Raw genomic sequence first — 24,932 nt, forward strand, 5'->3', positions numbered from 1 at the left:
TAGTATAAAGAATGCAAAGAATAATTACTTTATTATTCATGTTTATTACTTTTCCGATTTTTTGTATTGACTGGCATACAGAATTAAAGAGTTCTTTTATTTCAGAAAAAAGTCTGCCTTTGGGTGGATACGAATATGGAAATGTTTATCAGAGACAAAAGAATAAGTTAAAAATTGTTTATAATGTGGAAGATAAATATTTAAAACTCCCGGAAAAAATCTGGATTCCATATTATGAAGAATTAGACTTGCCAGAATGTTTGGATATTTTTTCGCAGTTTGTATTAAAGGATGACGGATTTTTATATGCAAAAATTGCAAATGAACCCTATTCGCATGAACCAGTAAAAGAGGTCCCTGTAATTTTTGGAGATGAATATACTTTTGCAATTCCAGGGATGGTTCTTTATAGAGAAGAGATTGGCTCTGAAAGTTATAAAGAAGAATTGTATTATGATGGAAAATATGAAAACGGCGAAAAGTTTAGATTTTTTTCTAGCGTTTATAATGATTCAATCAAAAAAGTTTCTTCAAGTTCTCATTTAATTGAAAAAAGTAAAGGTATTGAGTTTGATTATTCTGGGATTAATTTAGACTGGTATTTAGTTCGAAATGGGGAATTTGCGGCAGATCAAATAAATCCTTATTGTTTTCCATGGGTTGAAAATGCAGAAGGCTGTGGAATCGGTGAATGGGTAGAGTTTGAATTAAATAAGCCATCCGCACTTACTTATATTTTAAATGGCTTTGTAGATGGAAGCAGGATGCATTTATATAAAGAAAACAGCCGCATAAAAGAAGCAGAGTTCTTAGGGTGGACAGAAGACGGTAAAGAGATAAAAATGAAAATTCATTTTGAAGATTTTGTTTATTTCAAAACCGTACAGTTCTCTGAGCCTGTAATAAAATTTCGTATTACAATAAAAGAAGTATATCCCGGAGAAAAATGGCAGGATACCGCTATTTCAGCAGTGATGTTTCCTGTTACAATTGATAAAATTAAATGATGCAAAGATTAATAGTATTACTGGCAGTGTTTTCTCTAGTTTCGTGTAACCGGAAGATGTCGGTTACCTATGATGTTGATGAATATAGGGTTTCTTTACTTGAAGGAAATTTAAAGACCGTTGAATTGTATTATCGGAAGTTTGGAAAAATTGCTCTTGAAGATTTTGGCTATGAAAAATTAAAAATGTATAATCCATTGGAAGTAGCTTTAGTTGGAAAAAATTATGATATTGCCGATTTTCTCATAGCAAAAGGTACTGATGTAAATGCAAAGACACCTTCTGGCTTAGGAAATATTATTCATACTTTTGCTTACAGGGAGGAACCGGAAAACATTCAATATTTAATTTCAAAAGGAGCACAAACTAAGAATCTGAATCCTCCCTTAGGTATAATTATATGCAGCTCAAGTAATATGGAATTAATTAAACTAATGGCAGATGGAGCAATTGATATAAATGAAAAAGATGAAGATGGAGAAACTCCGCTGTATACCGCTTGTGGTTATGGAAACTTACAAGTAGTAAAGTTTCTGGTTGAACATGGAGCTGATATAAATTCACGGACGAATGAAAATGCAACTCCATTTTTAATTTCGGTTTGCCGTGGGAATATTGAAGTAGCAGAGTATTTAATTTTACAAGGTGCAGATACAACAGTTGCGGACTTAGAAGGATATGATGCTCTGTGGTGTGCAAATGAACTTGGAATTAGAATAAAAGGACTGAATGATTCATATTAATTAATACGAAGTAAGGAGAAAAATATGGTATCAACAAGAAACAAACTTCTCTCAGTAATATTAGTACTGATTTGCTTAACAGTAAGTATTCACGCAGAACAAATTCCTGACAAAGAATATACGATTGATTGTTCACTGTGGCATTTATTTAATATGCATGAATCAATCGTTGACGAGAATCGATATTATTATCTGGTAGATCCAGAGACTTGCAGTCTTAAGGTTATAGAAAATCAGAGTTGTATTCTGACAGTTATGGATAAAGAAAAACAGCTTTCGTATGATATAACTTCATCAGTTTTTGCAGATATTTACCAGGTTTATGATTCTTATTTTGTTGCGAAAAAAAATGAGAACGGAGTTTTTATAGTTTTTAATGGAGGAGGTAATAAAGTATTTTTGTATACATTTGATTTTAAGAAAATGGTTGTTGAAGAAAAATGTTTGGGTTATGTGAGTTTTATTTTTGAGGATTTTTTAAATGAGGCTCCATATAAGTTCAAGATTAATTATAATTTTTTAATTAATTATTTTTTTAACAATTCATTACCCCAGGATATGGAAGTAAAAAGCTTCCATAAGTATAATCCATTTTCTGGAGCAGAGGTTGCATATCTTTATCCGTGCGTATTACTAAGAAACGGAAATATTTATATTGATTATAAAATAAAGAATGATTATTGCTTTCAAAATATTCCAGAGGAAAAAACTCTTAAGAACTATTATGACCGTTCTATTAAGTTTATAGAAAATATAAAGTATCAGGCAAAGTCCTATTTAATCGAAAAAAACAGAGAATACAAGGCACAAAATATGGAAAAGTTTAATGATTATGCCTGGTGTCCGACTTTGCCATATACAGAAGAAGAGATACTAATAGAAAGTGAAGATTCTATAATAGACGCGCTGTACATAGGGAATGGTTATTACCGTAGCGATCGAAAAGAATTATATCTTCAAAACAGTCGTGCAAAAGAAATAGAGATTGAATGTGTAGAAAGTGGAATGAAGCAGAGAGTAACTCTTGCTGATACAGGTTTCCTGCAGTTGGTGCCACTTGTTAATGTAAATTCACATAAACTTAAAATAAAGATTCTTTCAGTTTATGAAGGAGAAAAATATTCAGATTTGTGTATAAACTGTATTCTCCCAGTTCGCAGATGGACTTTTGAAGAGAATCCGGATTATAGACCTTAAAGTATGGGATGAAAATAAAAACTCTGAAAATATTGCGAAACATAAGGTTTCATTTGAAAAAGCACAAGATGCTTTTTCAAATGAAAAACGTATTATTTTAGAGGTGGCGTCAAGGAAAGAAACGTTATGAAGAACATTTACAGTGATCCGGAAAAATCAGTTAAGGAAGCTTTGGATTCCGCAGTCTTATTTGTAGATAAAAAGCAAAGTCTGAATCGCAATTCTTAAATTCAAATATTTTACGAAATACATGAAATTTTTATTTCAAATTTTCAGAAAAAGCGGTTAAAATAGAAGGCATGAGGAAGGGGAAGTCGTTTAGCCGGTATTTTTTCGTTACGTTGTGTTCGTCGCTGCTGGTTTTTCTTCTGGATGGATTTTATATTTTTTACCGCTTTAATCATTTCTCTCAAAGCAAGCTTTTCAAATTAGGTACGCATATCAATTCAGAACTGGGAACAAATGTTGATAACCTTTTGAACCATCTTGTTGATTTTGTTGAATTTACAGGTCTGGGTACAGAAAGAATCATGAAAGAAAATGCTGACTATAAAGACGTTCTTGATAAATATCTTTTAGATTCTACAGCTGTTTTTAATCATATTCTCGGAAAGAATCTGGATGGAGAAGTCTACGGCGTTTTTGAAGATTATTATCCTGAGCTTTATGACTTTAAAATTTCTGAAAATCCTGAATATAAACCAAAAGAGCGTGAATGGTATTTAAAGGCAAAGAATGCAGACGGTAAAGTAGTTATCTGCGGACCCTATATTGATTACGAAACAAAAGAAATGCAGCTTACGATAAGTAAGCTTTTATCAGATAAAACAAGTGTAATAGCACTGGATTTTGCAATTGGAGAAATGGATGTTTTTCTGGACATGCTTGGAAGTTCCACAGAGTATTCAACTTTTGTAATAACCGATCAGGGAGTTGTCGTTGCAGCTAAAGACGTTCAGAAAGTTTTTAAGGATGGTGTAACAAACTCTTCTATATTTAAAAAATATTATGATAAAAATACAAACAGACTTATCCTTAATAAAGAAAAAATAGAAAAGTTCCGGCTGAACGGAAACGTTTACTTCATGTTTGCAAAAGAAATTTCTTTTGATTGGTATGCAATTACGATTTATGACAGCCATTCATTTTACAGGGAACTCATTCAGGTTTATATAAGCTGCATCATTGCCTTTACATTTATATTCGGACTGATATTTTTCTTTGCCCGCCTTAATGAAAAAAAGAGAATTTCCATTGATGTAACGGAGAAGCGTTTTTCTGCACTGGCAGATTTATTTTTAATCAGTTACATAATAAATATAAAAGAAAATACTTTTACTCCTGTAAAGACTGATCCGCGGATTACCAGATTCATCGGTTCTATAACGAGATATTCTGATGCAATACATGAAGTCTGTGAACACTATATTGAAGGTTCCAGTGTTGCACAGTTTATGAATTTTACGGAACTGCGCACATTAAAAGACAGAACAAAAAAAGCCAGAATCATAAGTGAAGAAATTCTTGCAAAAGTTATAGGCTGGTGTAAAGTATGGATCATACGTCTTGATGAAGACAGCTGTATTTTTGCAGTTGACAGTATTGATAAAGAAAAAAATCGTGAACATACTTTGTTAAAACTTTCAGAAAGCGATTTAATGACAGGTCTTTTAAATCATGTCAGCGGGCTTTTAAAAATAAAGGACATGATAGAAAATAAAAAATACGGAATGTTCTGTCTTTTTGACATTGACCAGTTTAAGCGGTTTAATGATATGTACGGCCATGTAATTGGTGATGAAGTTATTATTTCTCTTGCAGGTGCAATGAGAGAAAGTTTTAGAGATGATGATATAATGATGCGTCTTGGTGGTGATGAATTTGTTGTATATATTCAGGGAATTCAGGGACGTACTCAGGCAGAAAAAAAGATCCGGAAATTTTTTGAAAATGTAGAAAATATAAAAATTGCCGGGCAGCCGGAACTTAAAGTAAACATCAGTATGGGGGTTTCTTTTTATAAAGAAGGTTCAGAGATTTCTTACGAAAAACTTTACCGTCTTGCAGATTCAGGAACTTATCAGAGTAAAAAAATTCCGGGAAATTCCTTTACATTTGTATAAACAGTATTCATTTTTATGACAGCGGTGTCATTCCCCCTGTTGACACGAAAATCTTTTAGTGCTTGTATTCGATATTATTATAATTAAGGGGAACATAATGCATTTATTGGAAATTGAAAAAAATTCAGATCATTATATTGGTCAGGCAGATCCGTTTATTTTAAAATCCGGCGGTCGTTATTATATTTATGTTACCGGACACGACGGAATCTATGCTTATCAGAGTGACAGTCTTTTAACAGGATGGTCGTATTACGGAAGGGTTATGACTGTTCCGGGAAGAAGTGCTTTCTGGGCACCAAGTGTCATAGAACTTGATGGAAAATTCTATATGTACAATTCAATAGAAATTGATGAAGCTGTTCCTGATCAGGGAGGACATAAAGGCTGCATGCATGTTTCCTGTGCAGATAATCCTCTTGGTCCTTTTACAAATATTCAGAAACTTATGGAACCTTTCTCCATTGATTCCCATGTAGTAAAAACAGATGCTGGACTTTTTATTTTTTATTCTACAAACAAATACGAAGGTGAGCGCGTCGGAACTTACATTGTAGTAGATAAACTTGTTGATCCTTATCATGCTGAAGGCAATCCGGTTAAAGTTGTAGAAGCAACTCTTGATGAAGAGATTTATCAGAAGGATCGCTTTAAGAAAGGTCAGCACTGGCATACGATAGAAGGTGCTTTTTATTTTAAGGAAGGAGACTGGCAGTACGTTATGTATTCCGGCAACTGTTTTGAACAGCCTACTTATTACATCGGATATGCCCGCGCAAAAACTGATGAAACTGATTTACGTAAAATTAAGTTTGAAAAATATCCGGATCCTGATACCTGGTATCCTGTTCTCAAGGCAAATGAATTTGAAGAGGGAACCGGACATCATTCCATGATAAAAGAAAACGGACAGTGGTATGCAGTTTACCATGCCCGTGATTACAATGACGGTCTTGGAGCAGATGTTTTTGACGCCCGTAATGCACGCATCTGTAAGCTTAATGTTTCAGACGGAATTATTACTGCAGAGCGTTATAAGGATCATATTTAGTATCGGAGCCTGTTGTTGTTTTTTCTGCACCAGGCATCCCAGTCATGGTCATCCATGCTCCACTTTCTGAAACGTATTCCGCCAAATTCAACAAGAGTATTAATGTAATGCTCGCTTCCTTCTATCATTCTCTGTGACAGAAGGATTGAAGTATTGGAATACCAGAGAGGGAGCATGTTGTAATAAGACAGAAGGCCTTTTTCTATTTCTGCCAGGATGGCAACTCTCTGACTGTTTTCTATGGAAGAATATTCTTCGTCGTTGAGGGCAACATGCCACTGAAAATATGTTTTTGTTATCGGATTTCCGTTTATGTTTATAGTTAGCTTTTCCTGTTCCGGATTAAATCCGTATTCATTTAAAAGTTCCATCGTACAGTAGCATTCAGTTATTCCGAAGGGATCGTAGGAGGCACCTCCCCAGGTTGTAACTGCACAGTCTACGTTTCCGTTTTTCATGTTTACGTAATAATTATCATCTGTTACCTGATTAATTATTATTCTGTTTTCAAAAGAAGTTCCTGCTGTTGATTCATTCACTGCATCCTGAAGAGTTGTTACAAGGCGCATGTTTGTTTCGCTGGTGTTGTAAGTATGCAGGTTTATATAGAACTTGTCAGAAGAAGTAATGTCGCCTGCCTTTAAGGCTTCATCATAAGATTTTTGAAAGTATTTTTTTGCAAGGGTTTTATTGTAGCCTGTAATTTCTTCTGGAGAAGAGACGCCGTAAAAACTGCAAAGGGTTTTTGAAACATATGGATTATTGCGGTAAGTTTCGTTTGTTTCAGGATTAGAAATATACAGATAATTTAAAAGACCGAAGGCCGGATCTGAAGAAGGAGATACTGTATCAACGATTTCCTGCCGGTTTAGTGAAAGGGAAACTGCATGCCTGAAATCTATGTAAGAAAGCATGATGTGATTTTCTGAACCTGTGCTTCTGCTTTTTAGTTTTTCTCTGTCGATGTTAAAGCTGTACTTCCAGGTAAAAGACTGGGGTGAAGTTTTTCTGAAGATGCTGTTGCCGTAGATTTTAAGTTCATTTGGGGTAAGGCCTGTGTCATCAAGTTTTCCCTGAAGGAACAGATTAAGTATTGTTGTATGTTCCGTTATATACTGAATGCTGACGGCTGTTGTCTGATACTGGTCTTCATGAAGCCCGTCTGTCCACCCGAACCATTCAGGGTTTTTTACCAGAAGCATTTCTTTGTCCTGCTGAAAAGTTTTTACTTTGTATGGTCCGTAAGATGCAGAAGTGTCAGCTGTTGTGCCGTAAGAAGTTTTTATAATGTCGCCGGTTTGTTTTTTGTTTGCTTCAAAAATATCTTCTTTAAGAAGAATCAGGGCTGTAATTCCATATTCAACCTGAAAGAGGGAAAGCTGTTTCGTAAAAATTAATGTAAAGGAATAATCATTATTTTTTATAAAGCCTACACTGTTCCAGTCAGCGGAACCTTCATAATATTTTTGAGCATTCACTAAGGCAGTAAGTCCGCTGTACCATGAAGAAGCCCTGTAGTTTTTCATTTTCGGATTTAACAGCTGGGCAAGAGAGTATTCAAAGGTAGAGGCATTTATAGGTGTTTTATCATCCCAGGTCGCATTGTGTATTAGATCAAATTTCCAGGCATATCCTGTTTTTGAATTTTCCGGAATGTTATATTTTCCGGAATAGTTTTCAGTAACATCCTGGGGAAATTGAGACGCAAGTTCGCAGATGACTTTGTAATTGTCTTTTTTTTCATTCATTATAAAATCGTAAAGCCCTGTACTTGTTAAAGAAATAACTGTAGCTTCACTTCCAAGCTGGTATTCTGCAGGATTCCAGGTTGAAGGACAGGTAGAAGTTGTTCTGTAGGTGTATTCACCTTTTCCCTCTTCAGAATCAGAACAGGCTGTAAAAAGATAAAAAACTGCTGCACTTAATAAAAGTAATTTTTTCATTCGTTTATTCCATTATGTAAAATAAGTTCAGGGTGATATTCAAAATGCATGTTGTCCCAGATAGCCCATTTGCCGCCCCAGATAAAACCTTCGCTCTCAAAAATAGAAATGACTTTTAAAGGCGGAAGCCAGCGTTTTGAAAGAGGTAAAACCATCCAGCCGGAAGGATTGTGGTCCTTTGCCCAGCTCCAGAAAATTTCTCCTGTAATTCTTTTTGGTATTACATCGATTGCAATTCCCAGAGAGTGAAAGGATTTTCTGTTTGTACCGTCAATAAGCCGCCAGTAGTAGGCATCTGAGGATTTTAATCCGTCTACAAATTTTTTTACTTCATCATCAGTTTTACTTAATTCAAGAATTTTTGTTTCTACATTTTTAAGCGGTGTTTTTATTCTTTTATGAATACGGGTTTTACGTCCCAAAAAAACAGCCGCTTCTATGTTCGGTTCAATTGTTTTTTGTGTTTTTGCGTTATAGATAGCATCAAAAAAGAACATGGGAGAACCGGGACCTTTTCTTCTGCTTTGAGAACTGGACATTGTTTTTAACTGTTCCTTCTGTTCTTCCGTCATCTGGCCAGGATCAAGAATTTCTTTCGGGTAATGATAAAGAACCGTCCAGTACATGTCTTTGTTTTTAAGTTCGTCTTCTGGTAAAAGCCGACCTTCACACCAGTAAAGAGTTTCTTTTTCTTCTTTACCGGGAACCGTCATTTCTATTTTGTAATCATCGAGACTTTCGACATAGGTTGTTTTAAATGTTATATCGGGATAGGCATTTTCAAAAACAGATATTTCTTCTGGTATTTTTTCCTGCGCTTCAACTTCAACTGGTTTATTTTGATTTTTATTGCAGGTACAGCATGAAGTAAAAACTATTACTAATATCGGGAAGATTTTTTTCATCTGTTGTTTTTTTCCTATTTTGAATTCTGCTGAACTTTTAATACAGCGTCAGCTGTCTGTATAAGGTTTTCTCTTGTCATGCTTTCTTTATTTTTAAGAAGGCTTGCAGGAATTCCATAGGCTTTTTCAAGATCGGCGTCAGTAAGAACTTCTTCCGGTGTTCCTAAAGAAATATCCCTGTTAGGATAAAACAGCATGACTGTGGGTGCATATTTTTTTGTAAGGTCAAGTTCGTGCATTGAGATGTAAATGCTTGTGTTTGTTTTTCTGCTGTAGAGGTTCAGGTATTCAAGGGCATTTTCTTTCTGGTACTGTTCCATTGCAAAAAGAGGTTCATCCATAAATATGGATCTGCTTCCATAAAGAATGCTGAATGCAAGAAGGGTGCGCTGAATTTCTCCCTTGCTTATTTCTTTAAGTCCATGTTCAAGAACTGCATTTAATTCAAAAACAGAAATAACTTCATCGTAAATATCTGCAGCTTCATTTTTTATTCCCGCATGCTTACCTTTATAATTTCCGTTCTGATAAACTGTTTTAAGAAGCTCTGAAACTTTTTCTTCGCTTTCAAATTCCATGTTCTGATATATAACGGATGCTTCAAGATTTTTTTCTTCTTCATCAAGAGAAGCTATGTCTTTGCCGTTTAAATAAACAGTGCCGTTCTGCGGTGTGATTCGTCCGCTGGCAAGTAGAAGGAAAGTTGATTTTCCGGAACCGTTTGGTCCTGTAAGACTTACAAATCCTTCCGGGAGTTCAGCTGTAAAATGGTCAAATACAATATTTGTATTTTCTTCATCAGTATAAGAAAAGGAAACGTCATTAAATTTTATTAAACTCATTCCATAAGAATAATGTAATTATGGAATTTTTTAAATATGCCATCTGACTTGCATCTGCTGCAGGTTTTAACTTCACACCGGATATTACTAAGTGATATATTGAAGGTATGACAACCTGGTTTTATAAATGCGCCGAGCAGTGTCCTGAACTGTTTGATTCCGCAGAAGAATTTCTTTCTGAGTATGAAAAAAAATACTGTGCCCTCATGGAACGGGTTTTGCAGAAAGACAGTTCGGTTTATGTTATTTTAAAAAAAGACGGTCCTCTCGGGCTTCCACAGGTAGCAGGTGTTTTTTCTTTTAACAGGGGAAGAAGTTTTACTTCCTGTATTCCGGATTATAATTCTAAAATAAAAAAACTTCTCCGGGAATTTTTCAGAACTCATGAAGTGTTCAGTATTATCGGTGAATCAGAAGGGGTAAAAAAAATCGAGCAGATTCTTTATGAATATAAAAACCTTCTTCCTGCAGAAATCCGCGAAATGTTTTTAATGGAATATAATGGTAGTGTTCCTGCTGCTGTTGAATTAAAAGAGCAGGATGAAAAAATAAAAAGATGTTCCGGAGAAGATGCAGAGAAGCTTATGCCGCTGCAGGTTAATTTTTCTTGTGAAGAAGTTTATCCTTTCTGGAAAAAAGAAGTTAATCTTGCAGCAGAACGTTTTGCGCTGGACAGTACTTTAAAAAAGCAGATTGTGTTTGCAGTTGATAAAAACAATTGTCTTGTCAGTCGTGCCCAGACCAATGCCCGTACAAAAAATTATTTTCAGATTGGCGGTGTATATACTTTAAAGGAATATCGCGGCAGGGGTTATGCCTGTCAGCTTGTAAAGATGATAGCTGATACTGCTGCTTCAGAAAATAAAAAAACCGTCCTCTATGTAAGAAAAGAAAATGCAGGAGCACTCCGTTCTTATACAAAGGCCGGTTTTAATCAGACTGCAGAATACCGGATGGTATACTACAGATAAAAACTATTTGTTCATTATAGCGTCGATGGATTTTATGCAGGCATTGCGCAATCCCTGTTCTTCAAGAGCCGTGACTCCCCTTATGGTAGAACCTGCTGGAGAGCATACATTGTCTTTAAGGACAGCCGGATGAGTTCCTGTTGCAAGCTGAAGTTTTGCAGAACCTAAAACTGTCTGGCTTACAAGTTTGTATGCTGTTGTTCTTGGGATTCCGTATTTAACGGCAGCGTCTGCATATGCTTCAAGGAATAAATCAACAAAAGCCGGACCGCATCCTGTTACAGCTCCTCCGATTCCCATAAGGTTGTCAGGAAGTTCTTCTACAGTTCCAAGACAGGCAAACAGCTCTTTAATTTCTTTGCGTTCATCCTCTTTAAGGGAATTTGATTTTTCAAAAAGGAATACACCTTCATTTACCATAGCCGGTGTGTTTGGCATTACAAACTGTACGCGGACATTTTCTATATCGGTATGGTTGTAGTCACTGTTTGCCGGACGGTTTACGTTTACATGCTGTGCGTATTTTTCATAATTCCAGCCCAGAGCAATAGAAATAAGTGCTTTGCCTGAAAGATCATTTTTTATTTCAGAAAGAATTTCTTCAATCTGGTAAGGCTTGCATGCCATTATTATGGTATCAGACTTTGAAACAACTTCCTTTAATGATTTGCATGGAATGAATCCGATTTTTTTTGCATTCTGGTTCAGTTTTTCCTGATTTGGTGCATAGGCATATATGTCTGAAGCTGAAATTTTTTTACTTGCCGTAAATCCAGTACACAGCGCCTGCGCCATGTTTCCCATTCCGATAAAGCCTAAAGTTTTCATAGTTTATGTTACTCCTTGTTCAATTACTTTTTTTATAATCATTCAGCAACAAAAAGAGTTCCTTTTGAAGTTCCGTCTGCAAGATTAACAAGAATGTTTTCTTTGCCGCCGTTTGCAAGTACCATAGGAATTCCGTAAAGCGTAGATTTTTCTGCTGCCTGAATTTTTGTTTCAATTCCGCCTGTACCAAAAGCATTTGTTCCGCCGATTGTAATCGATTTTCTTAATTCAGGAATTGAAATAACTTCTTCTATAAGTTTTGCTTCTTTATTTGTTTTAGGATTGTCTGTAAAAATTCCGTCGATATCACTGAACAGAATCAGAAGGTCTGCACTCCAGAGAATTGCAGTAAGGGCAGAAAGATTGTCGTTGTCTCCGATAGCAAATTCATCAGTACTTACGGAGTCGTTTTCATTTATAATCGGAACAACACCTTCATCTGCAAGAGTAAATAATGTGTTGCGTATGTTAAGTGAACGATGGTTGTTTTCGAAATCTTCTTTTGTAAACAGCAGCTGACCTATGTGAATTCCGTGTTCTGCAAAAGCCTTGCGCCACTGTGCCATAAGTTCAACCTGGCCGATTGCACAGAGAGCCTGCCTGAAGTGAACGTCTTTTTTGCGTGCCCATTCTTTAAGTGTAGAAACCCCGCTTACCTGGGCGCCGGAACTTACTACAACCAGCTGTTTGCCCTGATCAATCAAGGCCTTACACTGTCTTGCAAAGTTCTGCATGAATTCTGTATTTTGCGTACCGTCTGCTCTTGCAAGAGTGTTGCTTCCGATTTTTATGACAATTTTTCTTGCCGAATGAATTGTTTCCTGTATAGTCATTTTGTCTTCCTTAAAAAATCTCTGGTTAAAATCAGCGGATCTGTCCGTCACCGTCTATAAGATATTTTGTCGTAGTTAAAGCTTTGATTCCCATAGGTCCGCGGGCATGAAGTTTCTGCGTACTTATTCCCAGCTCTGCACCAAAACCGAATTCTCCGCCGTCCGTAAAACGGGTAGAAGCATTTACGTAAACGCAGGAAGCATCGATTCTGCTCTGGAATTCGCGGGCGTTTGCACGGCTTTCCGTAATGATGCTTTCGCTGTGTTTTGTATTGTGGGAATTGATGTAGGTAATTGCTTCATCAAGAGAAGCAACGGTTTTTATACAGCATTCGTAATCAAGGTATTCGTTGCCGAAGTCTTCTTCTACAGCTTTTAATACACAGGAATTGTCAGAAGAGGCTGCTGTAAGAATTTTATAAGATTCTTCATCTGCATGAAGCTTTACCCGATTGTTGAATTTTTCTTTCAGCATCGGAAGGAATTTTTCAGCAATTTTTTCGTGTACGACAATACATTCAATTGCATTGCATACGCTCGGTCTTTGGATTTTAGCATTTTCTGCGATAACAGCAGCTTTCTGAAGATCTGCGGATTCATCAATAAAAAGATGGCATACACCGCTTCCTGTTTCTATAACCGGAACTTTTGCATTTGAAACAACATTCTGGATGAGTTTTTTTCCGCCTCTCGGAAGAACAACATCAATCTTTCCAACAGCTGTAAGAATCTGCTGAACATCATCATGGGAAGAGCCGTCGGTTTCTACCAGTTCAATTGCGTCTGCTATTCCGCCTTCAACAGAATTGAGGGCAGATTTTATAACTTCAACAATTGCCCTGTTTGAATTGTATGCCGAAGAAGATCCTCTGAGTAAAATTGCATTGGAACTTTTGTATGCAAGACTGAAAGCATCAACAGTAACGTTCGGGCGGCTTTCGTAAATAATTGCAACTACACCAAGGGGAACTCTTACCTGCCTGATGGTAAGTCCGTTTGGTGTTTTCCACCCGGCAGTTTCTTCTCCCACAGGATCTGTCTGTGAAATTACTATTTTAAGGCTGTCTATGATTCCGTCAATGCGGCTGTCTGTAAGGGTAAGGCGGTCGATTAAAGATTCGCTGGTTCCTTTTGCCCTTGCGTTTTCTACATCAGTTTTGTTTGCAGAAAGAATTTTTTCTCTCTGTTCATCAAGGGCTTCTGCAACTTTTAAGAGGGCTGCGTTTTTCTGAAGGGCGTTCTGCTGTGCAAGTTTTTCACTGGCACTTCTCAAGGTTTTATATGTGTTTTCAAAATTCATTTTTATCTCCAAAAAAAATGGTGGCTGCTCTTACAACCACCACAATATTTTTAGTAATTTGCAAGGAAGTACATTCCTAAAAGAATTGCGATGCGGCTTTTTTCTTCTGTCCAGGCGGCGTCTTTGGGAAGACTCTGAATATACCACCAGAAAATACCGAATTCGGGGTCAATGCGGAGTGCGTAATCTGCAAAATCAGGAGATCTTGTCTGTGTTCCGAACATAAGGTAAACAACATCATTGAGTATGCTGAAGAACTGCGGGTAAGCCTGTGTGTATGTTTTTGAAGTAATCTGGCTGCAGAATTCTTCCAGCTGATAAAGAACCTGTGCTTTAAGAGTTTCGTCACTCTTTTCTACCCAGGTTTTCTGAATCAGAAGTACAAGATTGTTATGAAAACTGCTGATAAGTTTTTCTTCAGAGTCACCGGCATTGTCTGCTATTTTCTTGAATGCATCTCCTGCACCAAAAAAATCTGCAAGTGTTACAGAGGCTTTAACTGCCTCTTCATGACTGTCGGTCTTAAGAAGGGATTCTAAAGCAGCAACAGTTCTTTTTTCAACAAAATCTACAATACTTACGCTATTCATTATAGTAACATTTTAGAGATTTACGCTAAAACATTCAAGGTAATGCAAAGTTACATTCCGGTTGATTAAGAATCCGCTTTTTTTTCAGATTTCTGCTTATTTAAGTTTCAGTATTCTTTGATTGCGGGAACCCCTGAACTGAAGTGAAATATCTTTTTCTTTAAGGATAAAAGGACCGTCTACAAGAACATTTATATAAGACAAAAGCTCGTCCGTTACTTCGCAGTGTTTTTTTCCGTTTGCAGGAAGAAGGTCTTTATCGTAAATATATCCGGAGTAGCACCAGATGGTTTTTGAAGGGTAGGTTTCTTTTATGCGCCGCAAAAGTTTTACAAGTACGCGCTGGTTTTCCGGTTCCATAGGTTCTCCGCCTAAAACGGTAAAGCCTGCTATGTATTCCGGGGCAAGGGCTTTTAAAATGAATTCTTCGGTTTCAAAAGTAAAAGGCTTGCCGTAGTTAAAATCCCATGTCTGAGAATTAAAGCAGCCTTTACAGTGAATGCGGCATCCGGAGACAAAGAGTGTTACGCGCACTCCTTCTCCGTTTGCGATGTCAGTAGTTTTGATTTCCCCGTAATTCAATTTTCCCCACCCGAATACGTTTTTTATTTTTTCTGCAGTATGATGACCGTCAGATCATCTTTTTGTATTGTTCCCTCTGTATAAAGATTAAAGGTGTCCATGATAGTTTTAAGTTTATCCCGGGCACTTCCTTTTCCGGAGGATGCCAGAGAGCGGATTATTTTTTCCGAACCGAATGGCATTCCGTATGAATTCTCTGCTTCTGCAAAACTGTTGGTGTATAAAATCAGACAGTCATCTTTCTGCATAGAAAACTTAAGGGTTTTAAATTCAGGATACTGTCCTGGAATTCCCAGCTGAATGCTTGAACCGTCAGATACATTTGCAGGAGCCTGAATTGAGGCAACCTTTCCTGTAGATTCCCGGCGCATGTACAGCTTTGAACTTCCTCCGTTTATGTATTCGATTATATCACCTTTTATGCGTAAGAGTGAACCTAAAATATAGTTCGGAATATTACCTTTTGTCTGGGCAATGGCTGTATTTATAGAAGACATTACGTCAGAAAGTTTATTTCCGAAGCCTTCCTTGAATTTCTGGTCGATTATTGTTTTTGCCAGCATCGTTACAAGCCCTGAGGCAATTCCGTTTCCAGAAATTTCAAAAAGACCGGCACCGTAAAGGGTGTTGTTTTTTATAAAGAAATCATAGAGATCCCTTGAGATTCCTGATACAGGCTTAAAGTAAAGGGCAACATCCCAGTTTGTAAGACCCTGAGGTTCTTTCTGATAAAAAGTCTGCTGAACATGTTCTGCAAGTTTTAAATCTTCAACAGCCTTCTGTTTTTCTTTTTCAAGAAGAGCCATTGATTCAGAAAGTCTGTCGGTTCTGTTTGCAACTTCTTTTTCCAGATTCTTATTTAAATACTCAGCTTCATTTCTTGCTTTTGCAAAACGGCCGGCCATAAGATAAAGAAGCACGATAATCGTTAGCATCCAGCCGAACTGGGTAAAGTATGTCAGTTCATTAAGTTTAAGGGCGTAATGAAGGATTATGTCAGAAACTGCAAGAACAACCGTCGGAACGAAACCGATTAAAAGTGCTGCTGCATGGGAAGGATGTTTCTTAAAGTTTTTGATGAATACCACCAGCGGATAAATCATAAGCGGAATCAGGAAGAAGGTGGTGTACTGAACCATTTCGTGAAGCGTAGGGTAGTCTACGGACATAAAAATAAGGGAAACAGGTATCAGAGAAAAAATAAGTCGTGCCAGCATGAACTGAAATTTTTCTGTTTCTTTGAGAAAGTTGAATATGAATGTAGTCGTAAAGAAAACTATTACAAAAGGCAGTGTACAGGAAATGATTTTCTGGAACCACAGAAAAGAAAGTGTGTCCGGCGGAAAATCCGGTATTTCAAAAATGTACATTACTGAAAGGTAAACTGCATTTATTACATTTATGATTGAGAAGGTTAAGTTTTCTTTTTCGACTTTGCGCCTCAGGAAAATTACAAGGTGATAGATTCCTATGACAAGGCTGAAGAAGGCAAAGATAAGATAGATTTTACTGTTCCAGAAACTTTCTTTTGCATAAGTGAGCCTGGCGTCTTCCGGTAATCCGATGAACGGGTTTGAGACAAGAGAGGCTTCTCCGTCTGACCAGATTTTTATCGTAACATAGTTTTCTTCCGGAGTAAGAAGTTTTTTTGAGATTGCATAATAGCGGGGAATATTCCAGGCGCTGAATTCTGCCGGACGGAATTTACCTGTTGTTCCGATGAACAGTCCGTTTATTCTTGTTTCATCAGCCATGGTTATGCGTCCCAGATACAGTCCCAGGTCTTCTGATTTTAAAAGCGGAGGAACCGTAAAGGAATGCCTGAGCCAGATAAAACCGATTTTATGAGGCACAAGGTCTTCGAGTTTATAAAGCTGTTCTTTTGTGACCGGTTTGAAGGAATTAAAACTATAGGCAGGATCTTCAAGAGAGTATTCCCATCCGTCACTTAAATCAATTCTCATGTCAGGATTTTCTTCTGAACATGAAGCAAACAGCATGAGCGCTGCTGTAAGTAAGAGTAAAATTTTTTTCATTTTTTTATTTCCTTATTTTCCTACGCAGAAATTAGAAAAGATACTTCCAAGAACATCTTCAGGAGTTATTTCTCCTGTAACTTCTCCAAGACTGTCCAGAGAATCTTCAAGATCCTGAACGACAGCATCAAGTCCGTATTCGTTGTCCTGAGATATTTGAATTGCATGCTGTATGCGTTCAAGGGCTTCTTCAACGGAAGCTTTTTGTCTTGCAGAACCAAGTCCGGCCTGTTCCCGGGAAAGGGATTTATCTTTAAATAAAATTTCTTTAACAGTTGAAGTAAGGTTATCAAGGCCTGTAGATTTTTTTGCAGAAATCCTTACCTGCTTAAGCTGACTCAGCTGTTCAGGAAGTTCTATCTGTTTTGATTCTTCTGCATCACATTTATTTACAACAATGACAAGAGGAATGTTTGTCTGAGCAGAAATAAAATCTATGTCGTCTTTTACAAGTCCTGCCTTTGAATCAATCAGGTACAGAATCAAATCAGCGTCTTTGCTTAAGTCTCTGGTAATTTCTACGCCTTTTGCTTCTATTACGTCATCAGTTTTTCTTAAGCCTGCCGTATCAAAAAGTCTTGCAGGGATTCCGTCAAAACTTACCCAGCTTTCAAGCCAGTCTCTGGTAGTTCCTTCGATGTCACTTACAATTGCTCTTTCTTCTTTAAGCAGGGCATTAAATAGACTTGATTTTCCGGCATTGGTTTTTCCGCATAATACAACTCTAGCTCCGTCCTGAAACAGTTTTTCGCTTTTCCAGGAAGCAGCAAGATCGGAAAGCCTGTCTTTAACTTCAAGAAGGGCTGTGCTGTCAAAAGAATCTGCTATTGTTTCTTCATCTTCCGGGTATTCAATTCCTACTTCAATTTCTGCAAGGGTGTCTACGATTTTTTTCTTTATGGAATCGATTTCGTCAAAGAGATTTCCTGCAAGTCTTCCTGCAGCTCTGCTTCTGGAAGTATCTGTTTTACTGTCTATGATTTCTCTTACGGCTTCAGCTTTTGTAAGGTCGGTTTTTCCATTGATGTAGGCGCGGAAAGTAAATTCACCTTTTTCTGCCTGACGGAATCCGTTTGCAAGAAGAAGCTTGTGTATTGTAGTAACGACAGAGATTCCTCCGTGACAGAAAATTTCTACCATGTCTTCTCCGGTAAAACTTTTTGGGGCACGGTAAACTCCAAGCATTACTTCATCTATTTTTTCCGGGGCAGTAATCCATCCGTAAACAAGAGAATAGCCTTTTGCGTTTAGAAGTGCATCCGGGCGGGAAAATAATTTGCTTACAAGTTCAATAGAATTTTTTCCGGAAACTCTTACGATTCCGATGGCACCAGGGGCAAGGGCGGTTGCAATGGCTGCGATTGGTTCTTCCGGTGTATATCCTATGTTCGTCATTTCTGTTCCTTCTTAAAATTAATCCAGAGGTACAAAAAGGAATGTAGAATTTGTTTTATTAGTATCAGCTGTTTCCGTCCATTCCTGATCCAGTACCGTGTTTAAAATACTGAGTATTTCTTCATAAGTCTGACGCTGTTTTTGAAGAATATCATCTTTGTTCATTGAGATATTGTCGTATTTATCCGTTTTAGAGCCGAATGCAGGCAGGCGTTTCTGAAGGTCTGCCTCGTCTTTTACCCACGGTGATACTTCCGTATCAAGAGGATCCGGGGAAATGTCTTCGTAATATCCGCCGGAATTATTCCAGTACATATATCCTCTGTCCAGACCGTCGCGTACTCCAAAGATTTCTCTGAGTACGTAGTTTTTATCATAGTAAGCTTTGTCGTATCTTACCCTCATGTAAAAAGCCTGAATCCACGGGCGTATGATAACTCTGTTGCGTCCGATGACAGAGTTTCTGTAACTTCCATAGAAGTAAATTCTATAAGGGCGTTCAACAACCGGTTTGTATTCAAGGAAGTCCTGCTCAAAGTGAGACGGATAATACATAGGGCAGATTACGTCTACATAGCGGCTCAAAAGTTCAACATCCTGACCTGTGCGTGCTCCTGTTCTGTACCATCCGTTTGCGCCATAAATGTCTATGCCTATAGGAGCGTTAATGTTTTCTCTTGCATATTTGAGGAAGGAGGTAAGGGCACTTTCTTTGTCCATACCTGCATCTTTCCAGCGGAAACTTGCTTTTCCAAGATTCTGTCCGTCTGTAGGGAACCTGATGTAGTCAAACTGAATTTCATCAAAACCGCGCTCAATGAGTTCCTTTGCAATTTCAACGTTGTATTCCCATACTTCTTCACTGTAAGGGTCAACCCAGTTTTCGTCGTAGTAACCCATTCTCTGCTCGCCGGTAGGATTTCCTTCTTCATCAAGAACGTCTTCCATTCCTCTGGTTCCGATCCATGGTGAATTTGTACTGTAGTTCCATACGGCATATTTTCCTTTTGCGTAGTTAGAAAGGTTTTTGTCTTTAAAAACAACAATGCGGCCGATTAAATAAGTCCCGTCTTTTTTGTATTCTTCAACAAATTTATTAAGGTCAATCTTGTATCCCGTAACTTTTCCTTTCTGCTTGAGAAGCTCGCTTTTAGGTTCAAAACGCAGGTAGCCGTAATCATCTTTCATGTCTACGACAAGGGCATTGAGTTTATTGTCTTTAAGAATCTTCCGGTACTTTGTGATTCCGTCCATGTTGCGCATCTGGTATGCAGAAGCATAGACAGCCTTTTTCTTGTCAGCAATTCCGTCATAGGCAGAAAGGGACTGATCCGGTTTTAAAAGCCACAGTTCAGAAAGCTGCAGCGGGAATTTAAGTCCGGAAATTGTCTCAGGAACATATGCTGCATTTATATTTGTTCCTGAAGAATTTAACAGCCATGACCATTTTTTTGTTTTACCTGTGTTGTCGTTGAGTTCCTGCTTTTCAAGGGAGTAGGAATTCAACTGTCCCATTGAACTGAACCATATGTCAGTTCCGCAGAGCCAGAGTCCGTCAATGGTGTCGCACTGTTCTGTTCCTTCATAGATTTTTATTGCTTTCTTATTTTTCCAGTCAAACATGTAAAGCTTTGGAAGGAAAGTCTGAGAAAGATAAATGTCACAGTAAGCTACGCCGCTTTTTGTTTTGCATATAACAGGAAGAATGTCTGCAATTTCATCCGGCTGCGTAAGGCTCGGCATGGCAGCAAATCCTGCAGAAACATCATGCCATTTAGGGCTGGAAGAATCTGCATCATACCAGCTCATTCCGTAAATAGGATGGCTCATAAAAACAATTGTCTGTGTTGAAGTAATGCTTCCGTCTGAGGCATAAACCGGCATGCTGGCAACGGCAACTGCTTTCATACCGCTGGAATTTTTACTCATGGAACCGATGGACTTCCAGCTTTCACCTCCGTCTCTGGTAAGGTATACATTGTCTTTTGTTGCTGTAACCATTGTCAGAGAGTTAAGGGGGTCGATGGAAAGATCTTTGAGAATTGCCGCCTGCTTAAGAAGAGTTTTTGTTTTATTTTCATAGGTCTTTATTGTTAAAAACGGAAGACCGTTGTTGCACTCTGTAAAGGTTTTTAAATCCTGAGAAGAAATGATTCCCTTGTCAGTGAGAAAATACCATTTGTCTTTTGTTTTATAAATCTGATCAACTTTTCCGTCTGCCCAGAGAGCATCAGAAATTCCGTTGGACTGAACTTTATACAGCCCGCTGTCTGTTCCTGTAAGAAGGGGCATTTTTTTATCTGGTTTGGCGGGAAGATGTTCAGGAAGCTGATATAAAGGCTTTGTCTGAGCAAAAAGGATTCCGCCGGTAAAAGCAAAAGAAAGCAAACTAATTTTTAAAATCGACAATTTCATATTTTCATTATCGGAAAATAAAACAATGGAATTTAGTGAAACTTATATTTATAATGTAAAAAGGGAGTTAGGAAAGTTAAGGATGTTCAGTGATATCAGTGAAACTTTAAGCGAGCTTTTTTCGTCTTCAAGCGGAGAAACTGAAGAGGGAATGGATCTTCTGCCGCTTTTTATCGGAATCGGTGCTACACTCCTTTTTGTTTTCTTAGTTTTTCTTGCGGTTACGATAATAAAAAATTTCTGGAACAAATATCTTTTCAAAATTCATAAAAAAGCTTTCATTCAGAAAATCAATAAAATGGAATGTTTCAGTTCTGACCTTCCTGAAGCTGCAGCCCTTCATTCTTTTGCCCTCCGCTGCTGGGAAACCGGTCTTGCGATAGATGCACATACCGACCGTTCCAATAACGTAAATCTTGTAAGTGACCTTGTTTACCGTATGTGCCGTGAACTGAAAATGGAAAAGCTCGACTGCGCTTTGAATTTCTGTGCTGCAATGATTTATGATATAGGCTTTCTTGATATTCCAGGATATATTTTTATGACCGAAATTCTTACACAGGATGAACGTAATATCGTAAAGACTCATGTAATGCGGTTTCAGGACAGAATGGATTTTATTCCCGAACAGTGGCAGGTGTTTTTTACTCAGGTCGTAATGTATCATCATGAAAATATTAACGGAACAGGATATCCGGGAGGATACAGTGCTGACGAAATACCGGTTGCTGCCAGAATGCTCCGTATAGCAGAGAGTTATGTTTCCCTTACAACTGCCCGTGCCTATCACCGTGCCAAAACTTCCCGAAGTGCTTTAGTTGAATTGAAAAGCAGCCCTTTTTATGATCAGAATCTGGTTTCCGTTTTGGAAAAAGTTGTTTCCGTTAAAAATTCATAATTATAGAATTTGCTCGTAATATCCGTTAATATAGAAGAAAATGCAGATTTTAAAAGAGGATTTTTATGTGTGGAATAGTAGGGTACATTGGTTCTAAATATGCAGCACCGGTTTTAGTAAATGCGCTAAAAAAACTTGAATACCGCGGATATGACAGTGCCGGAATTGCAGTTTTAGAGGACGAAGACATTGTTGTTCGTAAAGTAAAGGGTGCACTTAAAAATCTTGTAGAAAATATTACTGACAAAGTTATAAAGACAAGTGAATCTATGTCTGAATCTGAATGCGAAAAGCGTGAACAGGAACTTATTCAGGAAACTTCAAAATACGTAAAGGGAACTCTGGGTATAGGCCATACCCGCTGGGCAACTCACGGCGAACCGAGTAACGTAAATGCGCATCCTCATCTTAATGAAGACGGAACAATTGCAATCGTTCACAATGGAATCGTAGAAAACTATGCAAAACTTAAGGCCTGGCTTCAGGGAGAAGGAATTGTTTTTAAAAGCCAGACTGATACGGAAGTAATCGCCCACACAATTAATTTTTATTATGAACAGTTCGGTGATATTTTTCAGGCGGTAACTGCTTCCCTTAAAAAACTTGAGGGAAGTTATGCGCTGGGAGTTTTGTGTTCTGATTATCCTGACAGAATTATTGCTGCAAGAAAAGAAAGTCCTCTTATCGTAGGTTTGGGTAAGGGAGAAAACTTTATTGCCAGTGACGTTCCTGCAGTTCTTGAATATACCCGTGAAGTATATTTTCTTGAACAGAAAGAAATTGCCGTGCTTTACGAAGATCATGTAGATCTGTTTGATGAAGACGGAAACAAAATCATAAAGCAGCCTTATCACGTTGAATGGGATATTTCATCAGCAGAGAAAAACGGTTATGAACATTTTATGCTTAAAGAAATTCATGAGCAGCCGAAAGCCCTTCATGATACTATTCATCCGCGCCTGGTATTTGACGGAGAAAAACCTGTAGACATAAAATTTGATGATTTGAATTTTGATGAGGCATTTAAAAATGCAGGACGTATTGTAATTACTGCCTGTGGAACTTCTTATCATGCAAGTGTAGTTGCAAAATATGCCTTTGAAAAATTTGCCCGCATTCCGGTTGTTGTAGATACAGCTTCAGAATTCCGCTACAGAAATCCTATTTTAAAGAAGGATGATGTTTTTATCATTATTACTCAGTCTGGAGAAACAGCAGATACTCTTGCAGCTTTGAGGCTTGCAAAAGAAAATGGTGTGCGTGTCATTGCAATTACCAACTGTGTAGGTTCAACTGCCAGCCGTGAAGCCGATGACGTAATTTATACATGGGCTGGTCCTGAAATTGCCGTTGCTTCCACAAAGGCTTATACAACACAACTTGCCTGTCTGTATCTTCTTGCCCTTAAGTGTGCAGATTTAAGAAAAACAATCAGTGCTCAGGAATATCAGCATAATATTCAGGAACTGTATTCCCTTTCTGATAAGGTGTCTGAAATTCTTGAAGACAAAACTTCCATTCAGAAATTTGTCAGCCGCAATTTTAATAAGACAAAGATTTTCTATATCGGACGCAACTTTGACAGTGCAACAAGTCTTGAGTGTGCCCTTAAGTTAAAGGAAGTAAGTTACATGCACAGTGAAGCTTTTGCGGCAGGAGAATTGAAGCACGGACCTATTGCTCTCGTTGATGAATCTACAATAGTCGTTGCCATTGCAACTCAGAAATCCCTTTATGATAAAATTGCCAGTAATATTGAGGAAGTAAAGAGCCGCATCTGTACGACACTGGTTATTACTCAGAAAAGCTGCAACCGGTTTAAGAATGATGAGGAAAAAGTTATTTACGATGAAGTTGTAAAGGTTCCTGATACGGAAGATGCATTTGCACCGATTCTGTCTGTAATACCGGCACAGCTGCTTGCTTATTATTGTGCAGTTCATCGTGGAATGAATCCTGACAAGCCGCGTAATCTTGCAAAGTCAGTAACTGTTGAGTGATTTCAGTCCGGGGGAAAAATGGAATATACAAAATCAGAAGTTCTGCAGTATGTAAAAGAAAATGACGTTAAGTTTATAAAACTTTTTTTTACCGACATTGCAGGAGAAGTCAGAAGTCTTACGATTCAGCCTTCGATTTTAAGAACAGCTTTTGAACACGGAGTTTCTTTTGACGGAAGTGCCGTGCCCGGTTTTATGAATGCAGACAGAAGTGATCTGTTTCTTATTCCTGATCCTGCAACACTTTCTGTATTGCCGTGGCGTCCTTCTCACGGACGGGTTGCAAGAATGTACTGCAACATCTGTTATCCTGACGGTTCACCTTTTGAAGGAGATTCAAGACTTATTCTTCAGAAGACACTTGAGAAAGCAAATAAGCTGGGTTACAGCATAAAAGTTGGAACAGAATGTGAGTTCTATCTTTTTAAGCTGGATGAAAACGGAGAGCCTACAGATATTCCTCATGACAGGGCCGGTTACTGCGGTCTTGCACCTTTGGATAAGGGAGAAAATGTCCGCCGTGACATTATCATGACTCTTGAACAGATGGGAATTGAACCTCAGACCAGTCATCATGAAGCAGGTCCGGGGCAGAATGAAATTGATTTTAAATACAGTTCAACATTAAAGGCTGCAGATAATATTGCTACTTTTAAGATAACGGTAAGAACTGTTGCTGCAAAAGACGGACTGTGGGCAACCTTTATGCCGAAACCTATTGAAGACAAACCGGGCAGCGGACTTCATCTTAATATTTCTATTCATAAAGACGGCGAAAACCTTTTTGAAAAAGATTCACCGGAATCAAAACATTTTATTGCGGGAATTTTAAATCACATAAAAGAAATAACAGCTTTCTTAAATCCAACGGAAGAATCTTATAAACGGCTTGGAGTATTTGAAGCACCACGTTATGTAAGCTGGTCTTCTCAGAACAGAAGTCAGCTGGTAAGAATTCCTGCAGCAACCGGTGATTCCTTCAGAATGGAACTCAGGTCTCCGGATTCTTCCTGCAATCAGTATCTTGCCCTGGCTTTAGTCATAGCAGCGGGGCTTGACGGAATTGAAAATGAATTTGAACTGATGCCGTCCTGCGATAAAAACTTCTATGAACTTTCAGAAAAAGAAGTTCTGGAAATGGGAATAGAAAAACTTCCTGAAAATCTGACGGAAGCCCTTAAACTTGCAAAGGAAAGTGATTTTGTAAAAAGACTGATTCCTCAGGTAACTCTTGATACATTTTTTAAAATGAAGGAATCATAAAAAGGACCGA

At 37.8% G+C, this 24,932-nt stretch carries 21 protein-coding genes; 10 read left to right on the forward strand and 11 right to left on the reverse strand.

Going from position 1 to position 24,932, the window contains the following annotated elements:
* The first annotated feature begins 11 nt into the window (after positions 1 to 11).
* The 6 genes from HNP77_RS06900 (at position 12) to HNP77_RS06925 (ending at position 6,121) form a co-directional block, all read left to right on the forward strand.
* On the forward strand, positions 12 to 1,007 hold the full coding sequence (locus tag HNP77_RS06900) for an NADase-type glycan-binding domain-containing protein (protein ID WP_184652445.1): 996 nt from the start codon (positions 12 to 14) through the stop codon (positions 1,005 to 1,007).
* 56 nt (positions 1,008 to 1,063) lie between these two features.
* Positions 1,064 to 1,750 carry an ankyrin repeat domain-containing protein gene (locus tag HNP77_RS06905; protein ID WP_184652446.1) on the forward strand — a complete coding sequence of 229 codons (687 nt, stop codon included), beginning with the start codon at positions 1,064 to 1,066 and terminating at the stop codon, positions 1,748 to 1,750.
* Between the two features lie 24 nt (positions 1,751 to 1,774).
* Positions 1,775 to 2,947, forward strand: a complete 1,173-nt coding sequence (locus HNP77_RS06910) for an NADase-type glycan-binding domain-containing protein (protein WP_184652447.1) — start codon at positions 1,775 to 1,777, stop codon at positions 2,945 to 2,947.
* Complete coding sequence (locus HNP77_RS06915) at positions 2,919 to 3,077, forward strand: BrnT family toxin (protein ID WP_221266538.1); 159 nt, start codon at positions 2,919 to 2,921, stop codon at positions 3,075 to 3,077. Before HNP77_RS06910 ends, HNP77_RS06915 begins: the two co-directional genes overlap by 29 nt.
* A 169-nt stretch (positions 3,078 to 3,246) precedes the next feature.
* Positions 3,247 to 5,070 carry a sensor domain-containing diguanylate cyclase gene (locus tag HNP77_RS06920; protein WP_184652448.1) on the forward strand — a complete coding sequence of 608 codons (1,824 nt, stop codon included), beginning with the start codon at positions 3,247 to 3,249 and terminating at the stop codon, positions 5,068 to 5,070.
* A gap of 97 nt (positions 5,071 to 5,167) precedes the next feature.
* Complete coding sequence (locus tag HNP77_RS06925; protein ID WP_184652449.1) at positions 5,168 to 6,121, forward strand: glycoside hydrolase family 43 protein; 954 nt, start codon at positions 5,168 to 5,170, stop codon at positions 6,119 to 6,121.
* Here HNP77_RS06925 and HNP77_RS06930 read toward each other — a convergent pair.
* Genes HNP77_RS06930 through HNP77_RS06940 form a run of 3 tightly spaced genes read right to left on the reverse strand, consistent with a single transcriptional unit; the run spans position 6,118 to position 9,811 of the window.
* Positions 6,118 to 8,064 (reverse strand): peptide ABC transporter substrate-binding protein, encoded by a 1,947-nt coding sequence (locus HNP77_RS06930; protein WP_184652450.1) that lies wholly within the window; start codon positions 8,062 to 8,064, stop codon positions 6,118 to 6,120. The two genes, HNP77_RS06925 and HNP77_RS06930, sit on opposite strands and share 4 nt — an antisense overlap.
* On the reverse strand, positions 8,061 to 8,969 hold the full coding sequence (locus HNP77_RS06935) for a M15 family metallopeptidase (RefSeq protein WP_184652451.1): 909 nt from the start codon (positions 8,967 to 8,969) through the stop codon (positions 8,061 to 8,063). Before HNP77_RS06935 ends, HNP77_RS06930 begins: the two co-directional genes overlap by 4 nt.
* Positions 8,970 to 8,983: 14 nt before the next feature.
* Positions 8,984 to 9,811 carry an ATP-binding cassette domain-containing protein gene (locus HNP77_RS06940; RefSeq protein ID WP_184652452.1) on the reverse strand — a complete coding sequence of 276 codons (828 nt, stop codon included), beginning with the start codon at positions 9,809 to 9,811 and terminating at the stop codon, positions 8,984 to 8,986.
* Between the two features lie 107 nt (positions 9,812 to 9,918).
* On the opposite strand from HNP77_RS06940, the gene HNP77_RS06945 reads away from it, so the two are divergent.
* A complete protein-coding gene (locus HNP77_RS06945) occupies positions 9,919 to 10,782 on the forward strand; it encodes a GNAT family N-acetyltransferase (RefSeq protein WP_184652453.1) in 864 nt (287 codons plus the stop codon).
* A 3-nt stretch (positions 10,783 to 10,785) separates the two neighbouring features.
* Here HNP77_RS06945 and proC read toward each other — a convergent pair whose 3' ends face one another.
* From proC to HNP77_RS06985, 8 genes are all read right to left on the reverse strand, one after another.
* Positions 10,786 to 11,610 carry a pyrroline-5-carboxylate reductase gene (gene proC / locus HNP77_RS06950; RefSeq protein WP_184652454.1) on the reverse strand — a complete coding sequence of 275 codons (825 nt, stop codon included), beginning with the start codon at positions 11,608 to 11,610 and terminating at the stop codon, positions 10,786 to 10,788.
* A gap of 38 nt (positions 11,611 to 11,648) precedes the next feature.
* Entirely contained in the window at positions 11,649 to 12,443 is a 795-nt protein-coding gene (gene proB / locus HNP77_RS06955) for a glutamate 5-kinase (protein WP_184652455.1), read from the reverse strand.
* Positions 12,444 to 12,474: 31 nt separating this feature from the next.
* On the reverse strand, positions 12,475 to 13,743 hold the full coding sequence (locus HNP77_RS06960; RefSeq protein WP_184652456.1) for a glutamate-5-semialdehyde dehydrogenase: 1,269 nt from the start codon (positions 13,741 to 13,743) through the stop codon (positions 12,475 to 12,477).
* A gap of 50 nt (positions 13,744 to 13,793) precedes the next feature.
* Entirely contained in the window at positions 13,794 to 14,333 is a 540-nt protein-coding gene (locus HNP77_RS06965) for a hypothetical protein (RefSeq protein ID WP_184652457.1), read from the reverse strand.
* 96 nt (positions 14,334 to 14,429) lie between these two features.
* Positions 14,430 to 14,915 (reverse strand): anaerobic ribonucleoside-triphosphate reductase activating protein, encoded by a 486-nt coding sequence (gene nrdG / locus HNP77_RS06970; protein ID WP_184652458.1) that lies wholly within the window; start codon positions 14,913 to 14,915, stop codon positions 14,430 to 14,432.
* Positions 14,916 to 14,938: 23 nt separating this feature from the next.
* A complete protein-coding gene (locus HNP77_RS06975) occupies positions 14,939 to 16,951 on the reverse strand; it encodes a SpoIIE family protein phosphatase (RefSeq protein WP_184652459.1) in 2,013 nt (670 codons plus the stop codon).
* 12 nt (positions 16,952 to 16,963) lie between these two features.
* Complete coding sequence (gene mnmE, locus HNP77_RS06980) at positions 16,964 to 18,346, reverse strand: tRNA uridine-5-carboxymethylaminomethyl(34) synthesis GTPase MnmE (protein WP_184652460.1); 1,383 nt, start codon at positions 18,344 to 18,346, stop codon at positions 16,964 to 16,966.
* A gap of 18 nt (positions 18,347 to 18,364) precedes the next feature.
* Positions 18,365 to 20,761 (reverse strand): putative glycoside hydrolase, encoded by a 2,397-nt coding sequence (locus HNP77_RS06985; RefSeq protein ID WP_184652461.1) that lies wholly within the window; start codon positions 20,759 to 20,761, stop codon positions 18,365 to 18,367.
* Positions 20,762 to 20,786: 25 nt separating this feature from the next.
* Here HNP77_RS06985 and HNP77_RS06990 point away from each other — a divergent pair, with 25 nt between their 5' ends.
* From HNP77_RS06990 to HNP77_RS07000, 3 genes are all read left to right on the forward strand, one after another.
* Positions 20,787 to 21,659, forward strand: coding sequence for an HD-GYP domain-containing protein (locus tag HNP77_RS06990; protein ID WP_184652462.1), 873 nt, complete (start codon positions 20,787 to 20,789; stop codon positions 21,657 to 21,659).
* Positions 21,660 to 21,724: 65 nt separating this feature from the next.
* Positions 21,725 to 23,659, forward strand: a complete 1,935-nt coding sequence (gene glmS / locus HNP77_RS06995; protein WP_184652463.1) for a glutamine--fructose-6-phosphate transaminase (isomerizing) — start codon at positions 21,725 to 21,727, stop codon at positions 23,657 to 23,659.
* A gap of 18 nt (positions 23,660 to 23,677) precedes the next feature.
* Complete coding sequence (locus HNP77_RS07000; protein ID WP_184652464.1) at positions 23,678 to 24,922, forward strand: glutamine synthetase family protein; 1,245 nt, start codon at positions 23,678 to 23,680, stop codon at positions 24,920 to 24,922.
* The last annotated feature ends 10 nt before the right edge of the window (positions 24,923 to 24,932 follow it).

It is taken from the genome of Treponema rectale (genome assembly GCF_014202035.1).
GTDB lineage: Bacteria > Spirochaetota > Spirochaetia > Treponematales > Treponemataceae > Treponema_D > Treponema_D rectale.